Source organism: Bremerella sp. JC817 (genome assembly GCF_040718835.1).
Taxonomy (GTDB): domain Bacteria; phylum Planctomycetota; class Planctomycetia; order Pirellulales; family Pirellulaceae; genus Bremerella.
The window spans coordinates 140349-164101 of the sequence record NZ_JBFEFG010000253.1 but is presented as its reverse complement, the minus strand read 5'-3'; the positions used below and the strand labels follow the sequence as shown (position 1 = coordinate 164101).

Below are 23753 nucleotides of genomic sequence, written 5' to 3'. Positions count from 1 at the left end.
CATGCCAGACATCGTTGCCTTCTTCGCCTACGGCACCTTGAAGCGGGGCGAATGCCGCGAGAAATGCTGGCCCTACCGCCCAGTGGCGGTGCTGCGTGGTTCGACGCCAGGATCGTTATGGGAAGTCGCCGACTACCCAGGCCTGAAGCTCGAAGGTGAAACACGCGTGGTGGGCGAGCTGTGGCTGTTCGATGCCAAGCACGAAGCAAAACTGCTGGAAGTGCTGGACGAAGTCGAAGGCTATCCGACCCTCTACACGCGCGAAGTGGTCGAGTGCGAGACGCTAGATGGTCAGCCGATCACCGCGACCACGTACGTTTACAATCGACCGATTCAGCCGACCTTTGAAAAGGTGGAAGCCGACGCCCAGGGCATGATCGACTGGCGCGGTAACACTCAGCGTTTCTCGTAGACTTCGGCCATCTTCATCACGCGAGCCTTGATCGCTTCACGCGCCGACTTGGGCGAAAGTACTTCAGCCTCTGGCCCCAATGCCAACACGCGCGGGATGATCTCCAGTTCGTGAGCCGCTTTCACAGTCAGCAGAACACTGCCATCGTCCAGGCGTTCGACTTTCTGCTCGGGATGCCAGGGATCTTCAGTCACCCAGTTGGCCGCGACCGCCGAGACTTTGATCTTGAAGTCCATCGATTCATGGGCGGCGAAGATCCCGATCGAGCCCCCCAGGTGCTCTTCCAAATCGAAATCTTTCGGCACCTTGAAATAATCGTCGGTCACTTCCGCCTTCTTGAAGCGGTCGAGCTTCCAGTGACGGATGCGGTCGGGATCTTCCTCCGGCAGTTCGTTGGCGGCCGCCACGATGTAGATACTGCCCTGATGGAAGACGATGCCGTACGGTTCCAACCGACGCTGGCTTGGCGACGGCTGACCAGGCTTCTGATAGGCAACCTCGACGACGCGATGCTGATGAATGGCCCGGTTCAGGTTCTTTAACGCTCCTTCCTGGGCGGAATAGTTCTTCGCGGCCAGACCGGTCACATAAAGTACCTGACGATACTTGCGATAGTGATCCCAGGTCGTCTCCGGGAGTTGCTCTTGAATCTTCGTCCAGAATGACTCGACACCAACCCAGAACGGCGTGCCTGACAAAGGCAGCAGCAGATCGCGTCCCAGCGAAAGGGCGATCAACTCGGTCGCCGTTGCGGTGATCTTATGCATTCCGCGGCCACTGGCGCCCAGCTTCCAGACGCGACCACGACCGGAGTCATGGACATCGATATCGAGACCGGCCGATTGCAGCGATTCGATATCGCGACGCACGGTGCGGGTATGCAACGACGTCAGGCCAAGTTCATCGACCAGCGCGTCACGGATTTCTTCCAGCAGGCAGCCATACCGATAACGTTCGAGGATCTGCAGGATTTTGTGCTGCCGAATGAGTTGCTCGTTACGAGCCATGCCGAATGCCTCCGTGCCGAAAGGGGGTGTCGCCGAACCACGAGTTTACCCCAGCGTTGGTTTCGTTTCCATCGACCACAACCGGTTCTCAGCCATCCAACCAGGCCAGGGCCAAAGCGACGCAATTTACTTCCCAAACGTCCGCTTTTCGCGTAACAGGTGATGGTAGTGCTGGGCGAAGCGATGCGATTCGTCTCGCACGTATTGCAGCAAACGCAGGGCGAACGAGTGACGGCTCAAGCGAATCGGTTCGCTCTCGCCCGGTCGATAGACTTCTTCTTCGCGTTTGGCCAGCGAGATGACCGTCGGCGGCTCGATCCGCAGATCACGGAACGCCGCCATTGCTGCGTTCAACTGCCCTTTGCCACCGTCGATCAGCAGAATATCGGGGAAGACTTCCGAGGTCTCGTTCAAACGCTTGAACCTGCGCGCGACGACCTCGTGAATGCTGCGGAAGTCGTCGACGCCATCCACCCCACGAATCTTGAAACGCCGGTAGCCAGGCTTGAATGGCAACCCATCCAGAAACTGCACGAGGCTGGCGACCGTATCGCTGCCGCCCAAATGAGCGATGTCGACCCCTTCGATCGTCCGCGGCGTGATCGACATCCCCAACACTTTTCGTAAACCGGCGAGCCCCTTCTTCGGATCGACGTAGAAGACTTCTGGCTGAGCGTGAGTTTCCAGTTCGCCTCGTTCGTCGAGGCGTTCGATCATGCTGATCTCGTCACGCAGCTTGGCGGCTTTCTCGAATTCGAGGTTCTTGGAAGCCTCCATCATTTCGTCTTGAAGCTGCTTGGTCAGGCGAGACCGATTCCCTTCCAGAAACATCTGCAACCGGCGAATGTCTTTGCGATATTCCTCTTTGCTGATCCGCAGATTGCAGGGAGCCGTGCATTGATCGATGCTCGCCAGCAAACAGGGCCGGAACCATTTCCAGCGTTCGTCGTTCTCGTCGATATCGAGATCACAGGTTCGGAACTTGAAAATCCGCTGCAAGACCTGGATGGCCCCACGCAAGGCGCTAGCACTAGTGAACGGTCCGTAGAGCTTGGCGTTCTTGTCCTGCGGTTCGCGCGTGAACTCGACGCGGGGGAAGTCCTCGCGCTGGGTGATCATTAAGTACGGAAATGTCTTGTCGTCTTTTTGCTCTTTGTTGTACTTCGGCTGGACATCTTTGATCAGCCGCGATTCCGCCAGCAGGGCGTCGACTTCGCTCTCGGTTTCCAGAAAGTCAGCGTCGGCGATCTCGTTCACCCAATAGCCGGTTCGCTGATCGATGGCCGCTTCAGCCAGAAAATAAGAACCGGCCCGCGATCGGAGGTTCTTCGCTTTGCCGACATAGATGACGCGTCCCTTATCATCCTTAAAGATGTAGACGCCTGAAGTGGTCGGAAATTTACGGACCTTGTCCGCAGTCAGCGTGAAGGCGACATGCTCGGCAGGCCGACCTTGGCTGTCCGATGATTCTGGCGGGGTCGATTCGGCTTCCGGATTCAGATTTTCTGCCATGACTCAACGAGGCTAGGGTGTACAAGATTCCATCATTGGATTTTAACCCTAACCCGCAGTTTTGGCAGTACGAACAACCGCGAACCTGACAGGAGTGCATCGATTGCCCCCGCCCATGGGGCAGGGGCAACGTGCTTGCAGCGACCTTAGACGCTTTCGGCAAATGCCTTCAGGTCGTTCTCGAAGGCATCGAGACGGGCTTCCATCTCTTCCTGGGCAGCATCCATCAGCGAAAGCTGCTCGGCCGGAACGTACGAGAACATATAGAACTTAACCTTCGGCTCGGTTCCGGAAGGACGCACAGCGACGTAATTGTCGTCTTCCAGATCGAGGATCACCATGTTGCCCTTTGGTCCGTTCAGCTTCGAGGTCTGACCGTCGGCGGTGGTGATCGTGTCATTCAAATAGTCGCGAACCTGGACCAGTTTCAAGCCACCCACCGAAGCTGGTGGCTCGGCGCGGAACTTGCCCATTAGCTTCTGCATGTTGGCCATGCCTTCGCTGCCAGGCATCTTCTGGTTGAGCAGACGTTCGGCATGGTAGCCATGTTGCCACCACAGCGACTCGAGCTTCTCGTGCAGCGACTTGCCTTCCTTCTTGCAATTGGCAGCCAATTCGGCCAGCAGCATCGCCGCGACCGAGGCGTCTTTGTCGCGAGCGTATTGCCCGACGAGGTAGCCATGCGACTCTTCGCAACCGAATAGGAATTTGTCGGGACCTTCTTCGTCCATCGTTCCGCCGATGTACTTGAAGCCGACCTGCAAGTTGCCACAAGTTCGCACGCCGTAGCTTTCGGCAATCCGGCGAACCATTTCGGTGGTGACCAGGGTCTTCACAACGTAGTGATCGGCCGTCAGACCGCCACCCTTCTTGCGTTCCGACAAAACGTGATCGGCCAGCAGAACGGCGATCTGATTGCCGGTGAAGGTGCCCCATTCGCCGGTGGTGTCCATCGAACGAGGAGCGGCACAGCCGAGGCGATCGCTATCGGGATCAGTCGCCAGGATCAGCTCCGAGCCGTCCTTCTTGGCCTGATCGATGATGATATCGAAAACGGCTGGGTTCTCGGGATTCGAGACGTGGCCTGGGACGTTCGGGAAGTCGCCGCTTTGTTCCGCATGGGGGCCGAAGAGGGCAACGTCTTTGAAGTTATCTGCGGCCAGCACCGGCAAAACGGCCGAAGCCCCCACACCATGCAGCGGCGAGTAAAGGATCTTCAGATTGCGTGGGCCGTCGAACTTCTGCTGCGAAACGGCACTGACGAAAGCGTCGTCCGTCTCTTGCGTGCACAGCACAACTTTGTTTTCGGAAACCGCGGCGTCGAACTCGACACCTAGCGGAATCTCTTGCACGCTCATCACGTTGTCGATGATCTTTGCGTCGTGCGGAGGCATCACCTGACCACCGGTCGACCAATAGACCTTCACGGCGTTGTCGCTTGGTGGATTGTGGCTGGCGGTGACCATGATCCCGCACGAGCACTTCTTATAGCGAACCAGGAACGAAAGCTCTGGCGTGCTGCGATAATCATCCAGGAAATAGACCGTGAAGCCATTCGACACCATGATCCGGGCACAAAGCTCGGCGAATTCACGCGAGCGATGGCGGGTATCGTAGGCAATCGCACACGAAAGATCGCCGCTGACTGTTGCCTTGACGTATTCGGCCAGGCCCTGGGCACTTTCGCCGATGGTGCGTTCGTTGATGGCATTCGAGCCGATCGGGTACATTTTGCCGCGGCGACCGCCGGTTCCAAACGGAATGATCGTCCAGAAAGCGTCGTCCAGCTCTTTCCACTTGCCCGAGGTGATGTGCTCGGCGACCTGGTCGGCATAGCGAGCGTATCGGGCTTCGGTCAACCAGATTTCGATGTTATCGGCCGCGCTAGCGGTGATCTTGCCGTCGACGGTGGCCTGTTTGACTTGCTCGAGAAGAGCACTGGTATCGAGATCGCTGCCGCTCATAGGTTGTCCCCATTACAAAGTCTTTCGGAATCACCCGATTTTAAGGCAACCCCCTCACAATCATCAATTGGGCGAACTGCCCCAGGGGGAATTCTTCACTTTCATGAAATGCCGATCGAATCGATCACGCCAACGGCGCGGTTTTTGTTTTATAGTAGTGGGACGTGATCGTACGCCGCTGGCATTAGCAACCTCCACAATCGAACCATCGCTCAGGCATGACCCAACAACCGATCATCAGTGTTTCCGGATTGCGAGGAATTTTAGGGCTGAGCCTCTCTCCGGAGACGATCAGCCGTTACGTCGCCGCCTTTGTCGAGCAGCTTCCCGACGGGAGTATTCTGCTGGCCCGCGACGGAAGACCTAGTGGCCATGCCATTGGTCAAATTATCCAGGGAACGATCAATCTGCTTGGTCGTGACGTGCTGGACGCTGGCGTGGCGGCCACCCCAACCGTGGGTGTTCTGACGCGGCAATACCGCTGCACCGGTGCCATCCAGATTTCTGCCAGTCACAATCCCCCCGAATACAACGGATTGAAGCTGATGGGAGCCGATGGTCGGGTGATCTCGGCCGAACGGGGTGCCCAGGTCAAAGCCGCCTATCTCAACCAGCCCATTACCTGGGCTCCGTGGAACGAGATCGGCGTCACTACCCGCTGCGAAGAAACCGTCAACGAGCATATCAAGAAGGTCCTGGCCACGATCTCGGCCGGTCCGATCCAGAAGAAGAGCTACAAAGTCCTGCTCGACTCGAATGGCGGCTCCGGCAGTATCGTCGGCAAGAAGTTGCTGGAAGAGCTGGGCTGCGAAGTCGAAGTACGCGGCGGAGAGCCTAACGGCGAGTTCATTCATTCTCCAGAGCCGACGGAAGCCAACTTGCGAACGGTGGCTGAAGACGTTCGCGAAGGGAAATATGATGTTGCCTTCTGCCAAGATCCCGATGCCGACCGCCTGGCGGTGATCGACGAAACAGGTCGTTACATTGGTGAAGAGTACACCGTGGCACTTTGCTTGCAGAATGTTCTTTCGCAGCGAAAAGGTGCCGTCGTCATCAATGGCGCGACCAGCCGCATGAACGAAGAAATCGCGGCGAACTTCAAGTGCCCGATCTACCGCAGCGCCGTCGGCGAAGCGAACGTGACCCAGGAAATGATGCTCCGCGATGCCGTCTTCGGCGGCGAGGGGAATGGTGGTCCGATCGATCCGCTGGTGGGCTACATTCGCGACAGCTTCGTCGGGATGGCTAACATCCTGGAACTGATGACCAAAAAGAAGAAGACGATCAGCAAGCTGGCCGACGCCCTCCCCCGCTACGAAATCGTCAAGCACAAGGTCGAGCTGAACCCGGAAGAACTTCCGGCAGGCTTCGATCGCCTGAAGCATCAATACGGCGATGCTCAGTTGGATGAAGGGGATGGTCTTCGCTTTACCTGGAAAGATCGTTGGCTGATCGCTCGAGCCAGCAACACCGAGCCAATCATTCGCGTGATCGCTGAATCGAAGTCGCTGGAAGAGAGCGAAAACATGTGCATCAGCGCCGCTCGCACACTCCGCGGGATCTAGTCGACCATCGGGTAGATCTGGTATTCCTCGGGAAACCATTTGGCGAGCAAGTAGGCCGGTGTTTCAGGAAATTGGCGTAGGACCTCTTGCGGTTTACCTTCCACCAGATAGCCCTTTCCCTCGGCGGGATCGAGTTGCGTTTCCTGGCACTGCCGAGCAAACTGTTCCAGCTCCGATGAATTCCAGGCGGAAGAGTTCACGGGAACTTCACGCATCGAGTCGAGTGGTGGTTGCTGAGAGAGATCGTCCGCAGTCCACCATATGCGTCCCCATTCTTTGGGCGAACGACTCTCGACAAGAAACGTCCCGCGCGAGACCTGCTGTAACTCTGGAAGCTTACCAGGCGAGATGTATCGTCCCTGAGCCGTTAGCGAAAGCCTCAGGGATTCGTCTTCTTCTCGCAGTCGCTGCCTCGCCCGGCGATGGGCAGGAAAATTCAGCAGCGAATAGAACATGATGATCGGGCCAACGACCATGATCGCGATCAGCAGAGCCATCATCACGACGACCGCGACTGGAAACATCAGTACGATCAGCGGCCATGCCCACCAGGGAGGCAGTTCTAGCTTGGGTGATGCCAAGATTCTTGCCTCCCTGATGCGATGACGATTAACGCGGACCGATCTTGTCGATGCCCATGAATGGTCGCAGCACTTCTGGCACTTCGATCGTCCCGTCGGCCTGCTGATAGTTTTCCAGTACGGCGATCAAACCACGGCTCAAGGCGATCGCGGTTCCGTTGAGGGTGTGCGCGAAGTGCGTTCCCTTCTCTCCCTTGACCTTGTAGCGAATGTTGAGTCGACGAGCCTGATAGTCGGTGCAGTTCGACGTGCTGGTCACTTCGCCCCATTCGCCTGCTTCGCCACGTCCAGGCATCCAGGCTTCCAGGTCGAACTTGCGGTAAGCTGGTCCGCCCAGATCGCCGGTGGCCGTATCGACCACGCGATAAGGGATCTTCAAGCCATCGAAAATCTTACATTCCAGTTCGCAGAACTTGTTGAGCGTCGCTTCGCTGTCTTCTGGCAGCGTGAACGCGAACATCTCGACCTTCGTGAACTGATGCACGCGATAAAGACCACGCGAAGCACGGCCGGCTGCCCCTGCTTCGGTGCGGTAGCAGTGACTGATCCCACAGAACAGCTGCGGCAGCTGCTCGGCTTCCAAGACCTTACCGGCATACATGCCGCCCAAGGTGATTTCAGCCGTTGCGACCAGATTCAAATCGGTGTTCTCGATGCTGTAGATCTGCGTTTCAGGACCACGCGGAATGAAGCCGACCCCGTGCAGAATCTCGGTGCGAGCCATGTCGGGCGTGATCGTCGGGACAAAGCCTTCCTTCATCAACAAGCTGAGCACATATTGCTGCAGCGCGAGCTCCAGCAGAACGGCTTCGTTCTTCAAGTAATAGAACCCTGCACCAGCGACCTGAGCCCCTGCCTCGAAGTCGATCAGGTCAAGCTTTTCGCCCAGTTCGACGTGGTCGAGGACCGGGAAGTCGAACTTACGGGCTTCAGTCGCACCGCGGCGCAGTTCGAGGTTCGCTTTATCATCTTCCCCGATCGGAGCGTCGGGATGTGTCAGGTTCGGAATGATCCGCAGGATGTCGACGATCTGAGCTTCGAGCGAATCGACTTCGGTCGAAGCCGCGTCTTTCAATTCTCGCAGGCGTTTGCCTTCGGCCACGATCTTCGGACGATCTTCGGCTGAGGCCTTGCCGATCGACTTGTTGATCTCGTTGGCCTGGCGATTGAACTCTTCTGCTTCCTGCAGCTTGGCCTTACGTGACGTTTCCAGCGAGACGACTTGGTCGACGTCTGCCTGAACGCCACGATTGACGCAGTTCTTCTTTACGAGTTCGACGTTTTCGACAACAAACTTCCGGTCGAGCATGGGTGAGGTCTTTTTGGTTGAATCCTACTTGGTGATTTTTGCGATTTCCGCCCAGAGCAGAGCGCTGGCTTCGATGCCACGCTGAAAGTCGCCGAGGTTGAATTTTTCGTTCGGGCTGTGGGTGTTATCGTCATCCAGGCCCCAGCCCAGCAGCAATACGTCCGACTTCAATTGTTCGGCAAAGTTGGCAACGATCGGAATCGATCCACCTTCACGAATCAAGACAGGAGCATTGCCGAAGCCCTGTTCGATGGCATCCTTCGCAGCCTGGATGTAGGGGCTATCGGTCGATACCACAAAACCAGGCGAACCATGATGTGCCGTCAACTCCATCTTCATACCTGGAGGGCAGATCTTGGTGAGATGTTCACGCAGAGCAGCTGCGATCTTGTCAGGGCACTGATCCGGAACCAGGCGGCAACTGAACTTGGCCGAAGCGACGCCCGGCAGAACGGTCTTGGCGCCTTCCCCCTGGTAACCACTGGTCAGGCCATTGATATCGAGGGTTGGACGAGCCCAACGGCGTTCGAGCGTCGTGTAACCTTCTTCGCCATGGACCGCGTCGATACCGAGTTGCTTCTTAAAGCTCTCTTCATCGAATGGCAGTTCCGCGAAGTTCTCGCGTTCGTCCCCGGTCAGCGGCTTCACGTCGTCGTAGAAGCCAGGGATATGAATCCAACCATGTTCGTCGACCAGCGAGCCCAGCATAGTGCAGAGCGTATTGGCTGGGTTACGCACACTGCCGCCGAACGTTCCGCTGTGCAGGTCACGGTTCGGACCGGTCAGCTTCAATTCAAAGTAAGCGATCCCCTTCAGCCCGTAGGTAATCGCAGGCTGGCCTGGGCCGAATTGGCTACAGTCGCTGATCACGACCACATCGTTGGCCAGCAGCTCTTTGTTTTGCTCGATGAATGGACCGAGGCTGGCACTACCGATTTCCTCTTCCCCTTCGATAAGGAACTTAACCTGGATCGGCAGCTCGCCGACCGATTTCATCCAGGCCATCGCTCCCAAAACATGAGTCAGCATCTGGCCTTTATCGTCGGTGGCCCCTCGGGCGACGATGTTGCCGTCACGGACCGTGGGTTCAAACGGGGGGGTCGTCCACAGCTCAAGTGGTTCTGGAGGCTGGACGTCATAGTGTCCATAAACCAGGGCTACTGGTTTGCCGGGAACTGGTGGGCTTTGTGCGAAGACGATCGGATGTCCCTCGGTGGGAATCACTTGCGTCTCGAAGTTAAGTTCTCGGAAGCGATCTGCCACCCACTCGGCAGCGGCCTTCACGTCACCTTTATGCCGACTGTCGGTGCTAACACTGGGAATTCGGAGCAGCTCTTTCAGCGACTCGACGAAGGCTTCGCGGTTCTCTTCCAGAAAAGTTTTCAGATCCGGCATGTCTTATCCAATCGAACGTGAGCGAGACCGGCTTTGCGTCGGGAAACGCCGAAATTAACTTCCGACCCGCAAAGCCGTACAATATAATACGACTCGCAGGAAATGGACATTGCACAGGGGCCCCCCGCGATCAATTCGAGGTTTCTTATTGGGCCCTTTTCCCGTTGATTTTTGAGATTTTGCCCGTGGGTGACTCCAATACGTCCGTAGCTGAACCTCAGGAAGAGACTATCGTCAGAACGAAGTCGAAGCCGAAGAAGAAGCCAAAACCGAAGCGTCAACCGCGGTACCATGTGGTGCTGTGGAACGACGACGACCACACCTACGAATACGTCATCCTTATGATGCACGAACTGTTCGGCCACCCGGTTGAAAAGGGGTTCGAGATCGCCAAAACGGTCGATGCTGATGGAAAAGCGATCTGTCTGACGACCACCAAAGAGCACGCCGAGCTGAAACGGGACCAGATCCATGCCTATGGCAAGGACGAACTGATTGCCCGTTGTCGGGGTTCGATGTCTTCCACGATCGAGCCGGAGTGCTAAAATCGGGGATTCCCCTGTAATCTCCGTCTTTCATGGGGCGTTGCCACGTCCCAGATCTGTCTGCCGATGAGCGATCTCAAGCTGAAGACCCTGACGCTAGGGTGCAAGGTCAACCAATACGAAACCGAACTCGTTCGCGAGGGATTGGTACGCGGTGGCTACCGAGACGCGGTAGATGCGGAATCGGCCGATGTGTGCGTGGTGAATACCTGCACGGTCACCAACGAGGGGGATTCCAAGAGCCGCCAGGCCATTCGTCGCCTGGCTCGGGACAACCCAAACTCGCGGATCGTGGTGATGGGCTGCTATGCGACCCGGGCCCCGGAAGAGCTGAAACAGCTCCCCAACGTTTCCGAAGTCGTCACTGACAAACGCGAGATCCCAGACCTTCTGGGCCGCATGGGTGTGATCGACATCCCGGATGGCATTTCTCGCTTTGGCGATCGGCACCGTGCGTACGTGAAGGTGCAAGATGGTTGCCTTCTTCGCTGCAGTTTTTGCATCATCCCTTACGTCCGCCCCGAGATGTACAGCCGTCCTTCGACAGAGATTGTCGACGAAGTCCGACGTCTGGCCGAGAACGGATTCCGCGAGATCGTGCTGACCGGTATCCATCTGGGACACTACGGGGTCGACCTGAACAAAGGGAAGCCGAAAACCGATTGGGTTCGCCTGGCCCAGTTGATGGCCCAGCTTTCGCAAATCGACGCGGACTTCCGAATCCGATTGTCCAGCATCGAGGCCACCGAAGTCACCAAAGAGCTAATCGAAGTGATGGCTCAGTACCCCGACAAGATCTGTCCGCACCTGCATATCTCGATGCAAAGCGGATCGGACTCGGTGCTGCGGCGGATGCGTCGCCGCTGGGGCAGTCAGCGTTTTGTTGATCGCTGCAAGTTGCTGCAAGATTCGCTCGACAAGCCTTCAATTTCGACCGATATCATCGTCGGTTTCCCTGGCGAGACCGAAGAAGAGTTCCTCGAGACCTGCGCAGTTTCGGAAACGGTCGGATTCTCGAAGATTCATATCTTCCCTTTCAGCCCCCGCAAGGGAACCCCGGCCGCCGAGATGATCGACCAGGTCCCTGGCGACGTGAAGTCGGACCGTCGTGCCCGACTTGCCGCTGTGGAAGACCGCACCCGCGAGGCTTATTACCAGAGCCTTGTCGGGGATACGCTGGACGTGCTGATTGAAGCGGAAGATCGTGACAATCCGCTTTTGGCAACCGGAACGTCTTGCCGGTACGCTCAGACCTTTGTGGACCGATCGAAGGTCGAAATTGGCCAGCGTTACCAGGTCAAAATCGATCGTGCCGCTTCGCACGGTATCTTCGGATCGATCGTTTAATCGATCCAATTGGCAAATTTCGCTGCCCATCAAAAATGCTAGCATCTGTGTGCTAGCTTTCCGATTAGAAGATCGTTGAATCAACCGTTTTCGGCGAACGTTCTCCAAAGTCGGTCTTAGTGGGCAGCAGCGAAATCATGACATCACAAGCATCTAAAATCGGAATCAATACCGGCATTCTGCTGGAAGCAGGCACCAACGAAGCAGAAATTCTGGTCTTTGAAGTCGGTGGCCAAACCTTCGGCGTGAATGTCGCCAAAGTGAAAGAGGTTCTGGGCATCACGAAGGTGACCAGCCTTCCCGAAGGTCACCCTTCGATCGAAGGTGTCGTCCGCATTCGCCAAGACGTGGTCTCGCTGATCAACCTGGGCCATTTCCTGTATGGCGACGCAGAAGAAGCCGCCTCGCACGAAACCGATTGTTTGCTGCTGCTGGAATTCAACCAGCGTCCCCTCGCCTTCCGTGTTAATCGCGTCCATCGCATTTATCGCGTGAGCTGGAAAGCAACACGACCGCTGCCAAACACGTTGGGCATGAACGCCCCGATCACCAGTGTAGTGTTGATTGATGGCAAACTGGTCCAGATCCTCGATTTCGAGTCGATCGGAACCGAAGTTGCCGGCATCAGCGACGAAACCTTGCCCGGTGTCAACCGGATCGACGCTCCGAACATTCCTGTTGTCTTCGCCGAAGACTCGCGGATGATCTCGGAGATGATTCAAGATCACCTGCAGGAGTCAGGCTTCTCGAACATCCATGGCTTTGTCGATGGTCAGGCTGCCTGGGAATACCTGGAAGCACTCGCCGAAGACGAAACAGTTGATTCGATCCTCGATAAGGTTGGCATTTTGATTACCGATATCGAAATGCCACGCATGGACGGTTTCAGCCTGGCCAAGAACCTGCGGATGCACCCAGTCCTGGCACGCATTCCGATCCTGATCTTCTCGTCGCTGGTTTCCAAAGACAATCAGAAGAAGGGCCTGCAAGTCGGCGTCGACGCTCAGGTCTCGAAACCACGCTACGGTGAACTGGTCGAAAAGGCTCGCCAGTTGATTGGCTTGTCGGAACTGGTCGAAGCCTAAGCGAAGTCGCTATCTGCGTGAGACGGATGGTCCAACGACCAGATTTTAGATTCGGTGTACCGATCCGACTTGCCATGAAAACCACTCCGCTAGCAGTCTAGCGGAGAGATCGTCTGAATTCGGGGCGTTTTCTCTCAAGATTCGCCTTGTCGTGACCGACACCGACTTGCTACTGTTCCCCGACACGAAACCGGTCCAGGCTCGGACCGGCGCCGACGTATTGTTGTCAAATGAGGGGAACAAGCAAGGATGTTTGTCCACACTAATTTGCGCCAGGCTCTTGCGATCGCCCTGGTTGCCGCTGCTGCTTCGACAACCTGGGCCGCGCCTCCTTGGGCCAGCCTGATTCCATTCCAGCGTGTGGAAGCGAGCACTGAGAAGAAGTACGAACTGACCGAAGCGAATGGCCCTTGGATGATCATGGCGACCAGCTTCACCGGTACCGGTGCCGAAAAGGACGCCAACGACCTGGTGCTCGAGCTTCGCAAAGACTTCGGCCTCGAAGCTTACGTCTGGCATCAAAAGTACGACTACACCGACACCGTGGTCGGCAAGGGCTACGACCGTTACGGCGGCCCGAAGAAGATGAAGTACATGAACGACGTTTCGTACACCAGCTATGCGGTGCTGGTCGGAAACTACGAATCGGTTGACCAGAACGGTCTCGAAGGCGTTCTGTCGAAGGTGAAGACCATTCATCCGAAGGTGTTTAAGACCGGTTACAGCGTCAAAGACGACACCATCAAGTCGATCCGCCGCCAGATCACCAACGCGATGAAGTCAGAAGAGAACAAAGAAAAGGGCCCGATGGGCACTGCCTTTGTGACCCGCAATCCCCTGCTGCCGGAAGAATACTTCCGTCCTAAAGGCATGGACGAGCTGGTCATCGCCATGAACAAAGACTCGAAGCACAGCTTGCTCAACTGTCCTGGCAAGTACACCGTTCGCGTTGCCACCTTCCGCGGTGCCGTCGAAATGGATCAGAAGAAGATCCAAGAGATCGAACAGAAAAACATCGTCAGCGGAACGCGTCTGGCGAAAGCCGCTGAAAAGGCAGAGACACTCGCCTCGGCCCTCCGCGGTCAGGGCGTCGAAGCCTATTGCTTCCACGATCGCTCGGAGAGCATTGTGACCGTTGGTAGTTTCGAGACCGTTGGCTCGCCTCGCCGAGACGGCAAGATCGAGATCAATCCTCAGGTCAAACGCATCATGGACGGCTACAAAGGTTCGGAAACGGCGAACACCAGCACCCTGACCCCAGGCTTCAAGCCAAAGTCGCTTGCCGGGATTATGTTCGACGTGCAGCCTGTTCCTGTGGAAGTCCCGCGTGTTAGTATCGCGGCGAATTACGCTCGCCCACCAGTTCGCTAATGGCCGGCAGCGAAAGCCGCTTGAACGGAAATCATCGAAAGGTTCCACCTCTGCGTGGAACCTTTTTTATGCGCCGGTTTCCCGCTACGATGGCCCTCTCGGCGTGGTTCTATCCGCCGATATGTTGTCGAACCTTCCCGCTGGAAACCTGGCCCGAAAGAGTTGCCCGATGCCTGATGCACGGCAGATGGTGCTTGGCACCTACAACCAAAAGAAACGAAACGAACTTCAGCAACTGCTGGCCCCGCTGGGAATCGAGCTGAAGTCGCTCCAGGACTTTCCGGCCGCCATCGAAGTGGTCGAAGACGGGAACTCGTTCGGTGAGAACGCCGCCAAGAAGGCTACCCAACAGGCCGTGCACCTGAACCAGTGGGTCCTGGCGGAAGACAGCGGGCTGTGTGTCGATGCCCTGAAGGGAGCCCCGGGAATCTATTCGGCCCGGTTCTCGGGCGAAGATGCGACCGACGAAAAGAACAACGATCTGCTACTCGAAAAGCTGGATGGCTTGCCGCCCGAAAAGCGTGGCGCGCACTATGTCTGCCACATCACCCTTTCCAACCCGGCCGGCGAGGTGATCCTGGAATCGGAAGACAAGTGCCACGGCCGGATTATGACAGAGCGACACGGAACGCACGGGTTCGGCTACGATCCGCTCTTTCAGATTCGCGAGTACCACCTGACCTTCGGCCAACTCGGCCCAGCCGTAAAAGGGCTGATCAGCCACCGAGCGAAGGCCACGCGTGCCTTTGTGGCCGGTCTCCGCCAGATGCTGGAGCAAAACCCAGAACTTTTGCGGCAAGAAACAAAATAAGCAGACGCCGTTGGATGAATCGCCGACGTCTGCTCGTATAAAATTAGACCGTGCTATAATCTACCGGGGATCTTAATCTCTTTTTCCCCGAAATTGCAAGCCGTAAACCGCACCTTTTTCTGAGAAATTCTCCCATGAGCCGGGCTCACGTTCTTCTGCGCATTGCTGGGCTGTTGCTTCTTACCTCGACCACACTGGGCACCCCCTCGCGTGCGATGGCCGATCCCCCAGAACCGCAAATCGAAACGCTGAAGACCTGGGTGAAAGGGGAGCACGACTCGCTGATCGAAGTCTATCGCCACTTCCATACCACCCCCGAGCTTTCGTTCGAGGAAGTCGAGACGGCCAAGCACCTCGGCAAGCTGCTCACCGAGGCAGGCTACGATGTGACGCCATCGATTGGCGGCAATGGGTTGGTGGCGATTCTGAAGAACGGCGACGGCCCGACCGTCATGCTGCGAACCGACTTGGACGCCCTGCCGGTGACCGAAAACACCGAGCTCGTCTATGCCTCGAAGAAGGTCGTTCAGCTTGAAGACGGGACCTCGACCGGCGTGATGCATGCGTGCGGCCACGATATTCATATGACCAACGTCGTGGGTGTTGCCCGCTTCATGGCGTCGCACCGCGACTACTGGAAAGGAACGCTGATGATCATTGGCCAGCCGGCCGAAGAAAAAGGCGAAGGGGCCAAAGCGATGCTGAAAGGCGGCCTGTTCGAGCGCTTCCCCAAGCCAGACTTCGCGATTGCCCTGCATGTCGACCCGAATCTGCCAACCGGCACCGTCGGCTACCGCAGCGGCTACGCGATGGCCAACGTCGACAGTGTCGATATTCGGATCAAAGGCAAAGGAGGCCATGGTGCCCATCCTGACGCCACAGTCGACCCGATCGTGGAAGCCGCTCAGTTGATCCTCGATTTACAAACGGTGGTCAGCCGCGAGTTGAATCCAGCGGAACCCGCCGTGATCACGGTTGGGGCCATCCATGGTGGCACGAAGCACAACGTCATTGGCGATGACTGTTTGTTGCAGTTGACCGTTCGCAGCTATGGGGACGAAACACGCAAGCATCTGATTGAAGCCATCAAACGAAAGGCCAAGGCGGTCGCGATCAGCTATCGTGCACCGGAACCAGAGATCACGGTCTCGGAAGGTACGCCCAGCCTGTTCAACGACAAGCAGTTGACCTGGCAAATCGTTCGCACGTTCAACCATGCCCTGGGTGCGGATCAAGTCGTCCCGGTCGAGCCTTCGATGGGTGGTGAAGACTTCAGCCGCTACGGGATCGCCGGCGTTCCGATTTTCATGTTTCGCTTGGGGTCGGTTGATCAGAAGCGTCTGACTCGTTTCAAGCAGTTGGGACAAGAGCCACCATCGCTTCACTCGCCTCTTTATTACCCCGATGCCGATGAGTGCCTGTCAACCGGGGTCACGGCCACTTCGATCGCGCTGCTGGAACTCTTCCAGAACCCCGCGGAAAAAGAGTGATGCCGGGACGGACGTGGGTTGTTCTGGGTATCGTGTATGCCCTTCTGGTAGCACTGGGCCTCACCGGCCTGGTGCAGGCGCGCACCTGGGTGCTGGCAACGTACGACACCCCCAGCGAGACAGAAAAGTGGAACGATTTTCGTCAGGCGATTAGCGAAGGGCAAAATGAAGGCCATTCGCCCGTCAAACGAAGGACTCCAGGTAGCCAGCAGCCCCCTATCAAGATTCTGTTTTCAGAGAACTTTGCTGCTATCGTCATCTGGTCGGTCGTTTTTCTGAGTATCCTATATTGGAGCGTGGGAATAATGATGGTCGGTGCACTGCGAACACCTAGTCATGTTCCTGCGTCGGATGATGACGCACCCCATTGATTTAGACACCAGAACGCCCCGTTTCATCGGGAAGTATTGATCGGCGATTTATGGCTCCATCCAGCCGGGAATTCGAGACCCAATCGCCGGAGTTATCCCTGGTACGGCTGCCGATCCGCGACGACCACTTCGCTCAGGCCGCCATGGCCGTGATGCTGGTCGTGCTGGCTTCGTTGACCTACTCAGGGACCGTCAGCGTCTGGATCTCTTTAGTCGTCGTGCTGGCCTGTCTGGTCGCCAGTTGGAAGATGTTCGTTCCGGTGAAAATCGACCTGGGACCGCGCGGGATCATTCAGACATCGTTCCTCGGAAGCCGGAAGACCCCCTGGCGCGAGATCGCCCGGTATGAACTACACGAGCAAGGGGTTGTCCTCTATCTGACCCAGGACGAATCACCTTTGGCCGGCTTCACCTCGATTGACCTGGCTTGCCGGAAGATGCGGCCAGAACTGGAATCGATCGTCCGTTTCTACATGGAATCGCGTCGCCTGCGAACTGGCTCTTCGATTGTTCGCATGGCAGACGACTTCTCGAACTCGAAGTCGGAAGCGTCTTAAACGCCTGGGGCTTCTTTGCCAGCGAAGTAGCAAGCAGCCGGATGCGGCGTGCCTTCCAGCGGAGGTGCACCGTGGGTGCATACCTCTGGCTGAACAATCGGACAACGATCGGCAAACGGACAGCCAGGATAAAACGTGTCTGGCGACGGCACTTCGCCCTGCAGGACGATACGCTTCCGCTTGCGTTCGATATCAGGATCTGGCACCGGAATCGCCGAGAGCAACGCCTGGGTGTAAGGATGCATTGGATGCTGAAACAGTTCCTGCGACTGCGATACTTCCACGATTCGACCAAGGTACATCACGGCGATGCGGTGCGAGATGTGCCTCACGACACTCAAGTCGTGGGCGATGAACACATACGCGACCCCCAGCTTCTGCTGCAGATCCATCAGCAGGTTAATCACCTGAGCTTGAATCGAAACGTCGAGTGCGGAAATCGGTTCGTCACACACGATCACCTTGGGACGTGCCGCCAACGCCCGGGCAATGCCGATACGCTGACGCTGTCCGCCAGAGAACTCGTGCGGATAGCGATTCACGAAGCGAGGATTCAGTCCGACGATATCCATCAACCGCATCACTTCCAGCTTACGATCGATGCCGCTCTTCAGTCCAAAGATCGTGAGCGGTTCACCGATGATCGAGCCGACCGTCATGCGCGGATTCAGCGAGGCGTACGGATCTTGAAAGATCATCTGCAGGTCGCTGCGATAACGCCGCATGCCGGACGGAGAAAGACCATCAATGCGTTTGCCATTGAGGTAGATCTCGCCGTTGGTCGGCTTCACCAGGTTCATGATCGCGCGGGCCGTGGTCGACTTGCCGCAGCCACTTTCCCCGACCAGGCCGAAGGTTTCACCTGGCTTGACGTCGAACGAAACTCCATCGACAGCGCGCACCACTTCAGTCTGCGAAGCAAACCAGCTGCCACGACGAACTGGGAAATGTACCTGCAGATCGCGAACTTCGAGAACGGGCGTGATATCTAGGGACATGAATGCAATCGTGGATTGGAGTCGTTAGATGTGAGCACTTTGCGAAACCGGCGGTTCGAGCGTTGTCACGTCGCGAAGGCACGCGTGCTGCGTTCCGGAATCAACTTGAATCAGCGGTGGATCGATCTGCAAGCATTGCTCGATATGGTACGGGCAGCGCGGGTAGAACGAGCACCCAGGAATTGGTTGACTCATCTCTGGCGGCTGGCCACTAACGGGCGAAAGCTTTGCACCGACTTCTTCGTCGATGCGTGGAATCGAGTTCAACAATCCCAGCGTGTAAGGGTGCCGCGGATCGGCGAACAAATCGTGCACCTTGGCTTGCTCGACCTTGCGGCCGGCATACATCACCAGCACGTCGGTTGCCATGTTGGCAATCACCCCCAGATCGTGCGTGATCATCACGATCGCGGTGTTATGCTCTTCCTGAAGCTTCTGCATCAGCTCCAAAATCTGGGCCTGAATCGTCACGTCCAAGGCGGTGGTCGGCTCGTCGGCGATCAGAATCTCAGGATCGCAAGACAATGCCATCGCAATCACCACACGCTGACGCATCCCGCCAGAAAATTCGTGCGGGTAATTGAAGACGCGACGCTTAGCCCCAGGGATGCCGACCTTTTCGAGCATCTCGATCGCGCGGTCGAGTGCTTCGTTGTACGACAGCCCGAGGTGCTTGCGCGTGACCTCGGTCAACTGCTCGTCGATGGTCAGAAACGGATTGAGCGTCGTCATCGGATCCTGGAAGATCATGGCGATGCGGTTGCCTCGAATTTTCGAGAGCTCTTTATCGCTCATCTTCAGCAGGTCTTTGCCGGCATACATGGCGGACCCGCTGGTAATCTTTCCGGGAGGTTGTGGGATCAGTCCCAGCATGGCCAGGTTGGTGACCGACTTGCCAGAGCCAGACTCGCCCACGATTCCCAACGTTTCACCGGCACGCAGGTCGAAGTTGACGCCGCGCACTGCTTTGTAGATACCATCGTCGGTACGAAACTCGACCGCCAGGTCACGCACTTCCAGCAGCGCTTTGCCGCTGGAAGACGTCGTCGAGGAGTGGTTCGTTGTTGTTTCTTCAGCCACGACTTACCTCATCGATTCTTCATTCGTGGGTCGAGAGCATCACGCAGGCCGTCCCCCAGGAAGTTTAGGGAGTACAGCGTCGATGCTAACGCCAGGGCAGGAAACACGATCAACCACCAATAGATCTTCACCGGCGTGATCACGCGGGTACCTTCTTCGGAAAGCATCCCCCAGCTCACGTCTGGCGGCTCGACTCCCAGCCCCAGGAACGAAAGAAATGCCTCGAACAGCATCACCGCGGGAATCGTCAACGTGAGGTACACGATCACGATACTCAGCACGTTCGGCACCAGGTGCAAAAAGACGATTCGCAGGCCACTTGCTCCAATCGTGCGAGCGGCGTCGACAAACTGTTCGTTCTTCAAACTGATAATCTGACCACGAACCACGCGGGCCATCGTCAGCCAGTAAACGGCGCCGATCAAGATATACAAGATCACGATTCGGCTGATGCCATAGCTTTCGAGCTGGGCTTTCACCGAGTCTTCGCTGAGGATCGTAATCACAAACAGCACCAAGAAGATGAACGGCACCGAGTACATGATATCGACGATTCGCATCATGAAGTCGTCGACGATCCCACCTGAATAGCCAGCAATCGCGCCGTAACTGACCCCAATGATCAGCGAGACGAGCGTTGCCACCAGACCCACAATCAACGAAACGCGAGCGCCGTAAAATAGTCGCGCCAGCAAATCGCGTCCTAGCAGGTCGGTGCCGCAAAGGCTCGGCATGCACCAGTCGTGAAACAAAGCCAACCGCACATTCAACAATCCGCGATCGAATGGACTTGGATCTGACCAAAGTTCCCCAACGCGTCGCTCAAATTCCTCACCTTCCAAGTCTGCCAGGTTCAAACTAACGGGCACGGTCTCTTCGTCTCCGGCCTGGTTAGTGATTTTGGTCGTAGAACTGAACTGAGGTGGTAAGGCAACGCGTGTTGCTAGGTATTGTTCCCGTGGCGATTGCAGCGGCAACAGCGGCGTGAAGATCGCTGCCAATGCCAGGCATACCAGAAAACAAAGTGCCGTCATCGATACCCAGTCACGACGCAATCGTCGCCAGGCATCTTGCCACAACGAGATACCGCGAATCGATTTCGCCTCGTTGTACATGTCCCGATACTTGTCGATCGGCGGCAATGCGGCTGCGTAGGGATCGTTCTTTTCGAGGGAATCCAAAGCTCTGACCTTCGCAGAGAGTAATTACTTGTCCAACTTCACCCGAGGATCGATCAACCCGTACGAAAGGTCGACCAGCGTATTCATCGAGAACAGTACGAACGTGTAGACCATCACCACCGCCAGGCTGACCGGGTGATCTTTTTGCAACACGGCCTCGATAAAGTGACTTCCCAAACCAGGGATAAAGAAGATGCGTTCCAACACGAGCGAACCGGTCAAGATACCTGCCGTGGCAGGTCCCAGGTACGAAACGACCGGCAAGATAGCCCCGCGAAAGGCATGCTTGAGCACGACCGTAGTCGGCATCAAACCTTTGGCGTAAGCAGTTCGGATATAGTCTTGCCCCAGCACTTCCAACATGCCTGTTCGTGTCAGACGAGAGATATAGGCCGCGAACGGAGCCGCCAGGCAAAGCGATGGCAGCACCAGGTCGATCGGCCGTCCCCAGCCACCAGCCGGGAACAAGTTGAGCGTAAACACAAAGATGATGATCGCGAAGCCAGCCAACACGAAGTTAGGAATCGCGATCCCTAAGGTCGCCACCATACGGAAGGTCACGTCGATCAGTGACTGCCGCCTTAAGGCAGATACAATCCCGGTGCTGAAGCCAATCAGGAGCGCGAAGCTGAGCCCGAGCACACCCAAAGAAACCGAAATCGGGAGACCTTCTTTGAGGATGTCGAGCACTGACTTGTCGATCAGCTTCATGCTCGGCCCTGGGTTGAGCGTCAGGTAGTTGCCCATCACCTTGAAGTATCGGGTGGTAAGCGGTTTGTCGAGATCGTAGTACTGCTCGAGGTTGCGTTTGATCGCCGCTGGCAACTGGCGTTCGCTCAGCAATGCCCCTTCCGGCGAGACCGTCCACATCAAATAGAAGCTGATAGTGAAGACGACCCACATGGTGATCACCATCCACATCAGCCGCTTCAGCAAAAAGCGAATCACTTCAGCCCCTCCATCTCGCGAATCTTCTCGCGTTGTTCTTCGTCAATTTCCAGGATGTGCAATGGATGGAGATCCTGAAGGTTGGGATAGAAATTCTTTACGTAGGGTCGAACCATGTTGATCGAAACATAGAAGTAGACCGGCAAGATCGGCATCTGATCGACCAGCAGTTGCTCGGCATCCTGCAAGATCTTCATGCGTTTCTCGGGGTCTGGCTCCGAGCGAGCCTCTTCGATCAACTTATCGTACTCGGGATTACTCCAGCCGGTCTCGTTGTTCTCACCATCGGTGATAAACATATCGAGGAAAGTGTTCGGATCGGGGTAGTCACCAATCCAACCGGCACGGCAGACGTCGTAATCCATTTCCCGCTGCGTGGTCAGGTAGACCCCCCACTCGACATTTCGCAGTTGAACATCGATGTGCAGATTCTTCTTCCACTGCTGCTGAATTACTTCGGCAATCGACTTATGCCCTTCCGAAGTGTTGTACAGAATCTGGATCGGTCGCATCGTCTTGCCGCCGGGACCAAAGCCTGCCTCGGCCAACAGCTCGCGAGCTCGCTCTGGGTTGTACGACTGGGTCACTGGACCTTCATAGCCGGTGATCCCGGGCGGAACGAGCGAGCCAGCCGGAACCTGACCACCACGCGTCACGTGATCGACAATCTCTTGTTTGTTGATCGCCAGGTTCAAGGCCTGACGCACGCGAGGATCATCGAGCGGAGGTCGCTTGGTATTCACCCGATAGAAGTAGGTCGACAGCATCGGTGCGATCAGCAGGTCGTCCCGTTCTTCTTCGCGCTGCGGGTCTTCCTTCTTATTAACATCTCGTTCGCGAAGTTGGTCGAGCACCGAATTCGGTACCACGGTCGCCCATTCCATCTGCCCGCTCATGAACATATTGAGCTGCGTCGTATCGGACTGGACGGCCAGGGCATCAATCGTCTCGAGGCTGACTTCGTCGGCGTTCCAATAAGTAGGATTCTTCGTCAAACGAATTCGGTCACGAATGCGACGTTCTTTGATTTGATAAGGCCCGCACGTGACGATGTTTTCAGGCTTGGTCCAATCGGGGTAACCGAACGTTTCGACACAAGTGCGATTGACGGGATGCATTGGGTAAAAGGACGCCAGCTCCAGGAAGTAAGGCGTCGGTGCTTCCAGTTCGACGATCAATGTCTTTTCGTCAGGAGCTTTGATACCGACTTCGCTGAAGTGCAACAACACATGCATGGCAGCTTCCGCACCTGGGAACTTGGTCAGGTACTTCGCAGGGGTGCCTTCGGTATAGAAGACCCGCTGTTTGACAGGGCCCTCCCAATCAGGCTCTCCATCTTTCTCTGGGACACAGTCCACCGTGTAGACGTGGTACTGGATTGCTTCCTCTTCATCATGTCCGCCGCTCGACTGCTTACCTCCTTCCTCGAAGGTATCAATCTTCTTCACGATCCCCGAGACCATCGTGCCTCGCGGGAACATCTGGGCCTTGTCTTTTCGATCAGCCAATTCGACTTCAACGCGATCCCCTTCTTTCAGGTCACCGGTCGTGTAGCGTTTGGCGTTTTTGATGTACCACAACTGGTAGGCGTACTGGGTCCCCGATTCGGGATGCAAGAATCGCATCCAAGAGAACGTCCAGTCGTAAGCGGTCACGGGTTCGCCGTTCGTCCACTTGGCCCCCTCCCGCATGTGGAAGGTATAGGTCTTCAAGTCTTCCGACAGGTCGTGCGACTTGGCCATTCCGGGCAAGGGCACCATGTCGTCGGGGCTCGTCGGATCAGGCAGTTTTCGATAGAGCCCCTCGAAGATGGCATCGATAATCCGTCCTTCCGGGGCACCCGTACTTTTCGCCGGGTCGACCGATTGAATTTCGGTACCGTTCGAAAAAGTGAAATCGGCCGGGGGGAGCGACCCCATCCGGAACGCGAAAAAGAGGGCGACTACGAAGACTAGCGGGATAACGTAAGGGAACAATCCACGCAATGACCATTTCATCCGGTGATTTCTCGCTCGATCAGGCAGTCGGCAGCATGTAGTGCAAGGGCTTATTATCACCCGAATTAATGATTGTATCAAATCCCGCAAGAGATGACGATATGCTGATCTCAATCGAACCACCCGCAACAAAGGCGCAACAGCACCCCCTCAAATTTCGATGGAATGTTGCAGTTTGATGTGAATTGTTCGATACTCCGGAAATGAGCGAACCCCTTCGTCATGTC

At 56.5% G+C, this 23753-nt stretch carries 21 protein-coding genes; 10 read left to right on the top strand and 11 right to left on the bottom strand.

Features of this window, described 5'->3' with window-relative positions; translation table 11 throughout:
• Nucleotide 1 precedes the first annotated feature (1 nt).
• Entirely contained in the window at nt 2-412 is a 411-nt protein-coding gene (locus AB1L30_RS04590; RefSeq protein WP_367012230.1) for a gamma-glutamylcyclotransferase family protein, read from the top strand.
• Here AB1L30_RS04590 and AB1L30_RS04585 read toward each other — a convergent pair.
• The 3 genes from AB1L30_RS04585 to AB1L30_RS04575 all read right to left on the bottom strand — a co-directional run bounded on the left by AB1L30_RS04585 (nt 397) and on the right by AB1L30_RS04575 (nt 4895).
• Nucleotides 397-1419 carry a WYL domain-containing transcriptional regulator gene (locus tag AB1L30_RS04585; RefSeq protein ID WP_367012229.1) on the bottom strand — a complete coding sequence of 341 codons (1023 nt, stop codon included), beginning with the start codon at nt 1417-1419 and terminating at the stop codon, nt 397-399. The two genes, AB1L30_RS04590 and AB1L30_RS04585, sit on opposite strands and share 16 nt — an antisense overlap.
• A 126-nt stretch (nt 1420-1545) precedes the next feature.
• On the bottom strand, nt 1546-2931 hold the full coding sequence (locus AB1L30_RS04580; protein WP_345094801.1) for an excinuclease ABC subunit UvrC: 1386 nt from the start codon (nt 2929-2931) through the stop codon (nt 1546-1548).
• A 146-nt stretch (nt 2932-3077) separates the two neighbouring features.
• Nucleotides 3078-4895: a phospho-sugar mutase gene (locus AB1L30_RS04575; RefSeq protein ID WP_367012228.1), complete on the bottom strand. Its 1818-nt coding sequence runs from the start codon at nt 4893-4895 to the stop codon at nt 3078-3080.
• A gap of 218 nt (nt 4896-5113) precedes the next feature.
• Here AB1L30_RS04575 and glmM point away from each other — a divergent pair, with 218 nt between their 5' ends.
• Nucleotides 5114-6460, top strand: a complete 1347-nt coding sequence (glmM, locus tag AB1L30_RS04570; protein ID WP_367012227.1) for a phosphoglucosamine mutase — start codon at nt 5114-5116, stop codon at nt 6458-6460.
• Here glmM and AB1L30_RS04565 read toward each other — a convergent pair.
• The 3 genes from AB1L30_RS04565 to AB1L30_RS04555 are packed head-to-tail and all read right to left on the bottom strand — an operon-like array spanning nt 6457 to nt 9745.
• A complete protein-coding gene (locus AB1L30_RS04565; RefSeq protein WP_367012226.1) occupies nt 6457-7041 on the bottom strand; it encodes a hypothetical protein in 585 nt (194 codons plus the stop codon). The genes glmM and AB1L30_RS04565 overlap by 4 nt on opposite strands.
• Before the next feature lie 28 nt (nt 7042-7069).
• Nucleotides 7070-8350, bottom strand: a complete 1281-nt coding sequence (serS, locus tag AB1L30_RS04560; RefSeq protein ID WP_367012225.1) for a serine--tRNA ligase — start codon at nt 8348-8350, stop codon at nt 7070-7072.
• A gap of 24 nt (nt 8351-8374) precedes the next feature.
• Complete coding sequence (locus tag AB1L30_RS04555) at nt 8375-9745, bottom strand: dipeptidase (RefSeq protein WP_367012224.1); 1371 nt, start codon at nt 9743-9745, stop codon at nt 8375-8377.
• A 185-nt stretch (nt 9746-9930) separates the two neighbouring features.
• Between AB1L30_RS04555 and AB1L30_RS04550 the strand changes: the two genes are divergently transcribed.
• The 8 genes from AB1L30_RS04550 (at nt 9931) to AB1L30_RS04515 (ending at nt 17322) form a co-directional block, all read left to right on the top strand.
• Complete coding sequence (locus AB1L30_RS04550; protein ID WP_345094813.1) at nt 9931-10290, top strand: ATP-dependent Clp protease adaptor ClpS; 360 nt, start codon at nt 9931-9933, stop codon at nt 10288-10290.
• A 66-nt stretch (nt 10291-10356) separates the two neighbouring features.
• The gene (gene mtaB / locus AB1L30_RS04545) at nt 10357-11637 is read left to right on the top strand and encodes a tRNA (N(6)-L-threonylcarbamoyladenosine(37)-C(2))-methylthiotransferase MtaB (protein ID WP_367012223.1); all 1281 of its coding nucleotides are present in this window, start codon (nt 10357-10359) and stop codon (nt 11635-11637) included.
• Nucleotides 11638-11774: 137 nt separating this feature from the next.
• Nucleotides 11775-12722 (top strand): chemotaxis protein, encoded by a 948-nt coding sequence (locus AB1L30_RS04540; protein WP_367012222.1) that lies wholly within the window; start codon nt 11775-11777, stop codon nt 12720-12722.
• Nucleotides 12723-12971: 249 nt separating this feature from the next.
• On the top strand, nt 12972-14093 hold the full coding sequence (locus tag AB1L30_RS04535; protein ID WP_367012221.1) for a hypothetical protein: 1122 nt from the start codon (nt 12972-12974) through the stop codon (nt 14091-14093).
• 169 nt (nt 14094-14262) lie between these two features.
• Entirely contained in the window at nt 14263-14904 is a 642-nt protein-coding gene (gene rdgB, locus AB1L30_RS04530; protein WP_367012220.1) for an RdgB/HAM1 family non-canonical purine NTP pyrophosphatase, read from the top strand.
• A 134-nt stretch (nt 14905-15038) separates the two neighbouring features.
• A complete protein-coding gene (locus AB1L30_RS04525) occupies nt 15039-16394 on the top strand; it encodes an amidohydrolase (RefSeq protein ID WP_367012219.1) in 1356 nt (451 codons plus the stop codon).
• The gene (locus AB1L30_RS04520; RefSeq protein WP_367012218.1) at nt 16394-16765 is read left to right on the top strand and encodes a hypothetical protein; all 372 of its coding nucleotides are present in this window, start codon (nt 16394-16396) and stop codon (nt 16763-16765) included. Before AB1L30_RS04525 ends, AB1L30_RS04520 begins: the two co-directional genes overlap by 1 nt.
• Before the next feature lie 50 nt (nt 16766-16815).
• The gene (locus AB1L30_RS04515; protein WP_345094827.1) at nt 16816-17322 is read left to right on the top strand and encodes a hypothetical protein; all 507 of its coding nucleotides are present in this window, start codon (nt 16816-16818) and stop codon (nt 17320-17322) included.
• Here the strand turns inward: AB1L30_RS04515 and AB1L30_RS04510 are convergent.
• Genes AB1L30_RS04510 through AB1L30_RS04490 form a run of 5 tightly spaced genes read right to left on the bottom strand, consistent with a single transcriptional unit; the run spans nt 17319 to nt 23526 of the window.
• Complete coding sequence (locus AB1L30_RS04510; protein ID WP_345094828.1) at nt 17319-18320, bottom strand: oligopeptide/dipeptide ABC transporter ATP-binding protein; 1002 nt, start codon at nt 18318-18320, stop codon at nt 17319-17321. The two genes, AB1L30_RS04515 and AB1L30_RS04510, sit on opposite strands and share 4 nt — an antisense overlap.
• Before the next feature lie 24 nt (nt 18321-18344).
• Nucleotides 18345-19400 carry an ABC transporter ATP-binding protein gene (locus tag AB1L30_RS04505; RefSeq protein ID WP_367012217.1) on the bottom strand — a complete coding sequence of 352 codons (1056 nt, stop codon included), beginning with the start codon at nt 19398-19400 and terminating at the stop codon, nt 18345-18347.
• Between the two features lie 8 nt (nt 19401-19408).
• Complete coding sequence (locus tag AB1L30_RS04500; protein WP_367012216.1) at nt 19409-20581, bottom strand: ABC transporter permease; 1173 nt, start codon at nt 20579-20581, stop codon at nt 19409-19411.
• Between the two features lie 24 nt (nt 20582-20605).
• A complete protein-coding gene (locus tag AB1L30_RS04495) occupies nt 20606-21529 on the bottom strand; it encodes an ABC transporter permease (RefSeq protein WP_367012215.1) in 924 nt (307 codons plus the stop codon).
• Nucleotides 21526-23526: a peptide ABC transporter substrate-binding protein gene (locus AB1L30_RS04490; protein ID WP_367012213.1), complete on the bottom strand. Its 2001-nt coding sequence runs from the start codon at nt 23524-23526 to the stop codon at nt 21526-21528. The genes AB1L30_RS04495 and AB1L30_RS04490 overlap by 4 nt, the downstream gene beginning before the upstream one ends.
• Between the last annotated feature and the right edge of the window lie 227 nt (nt 23527-23753).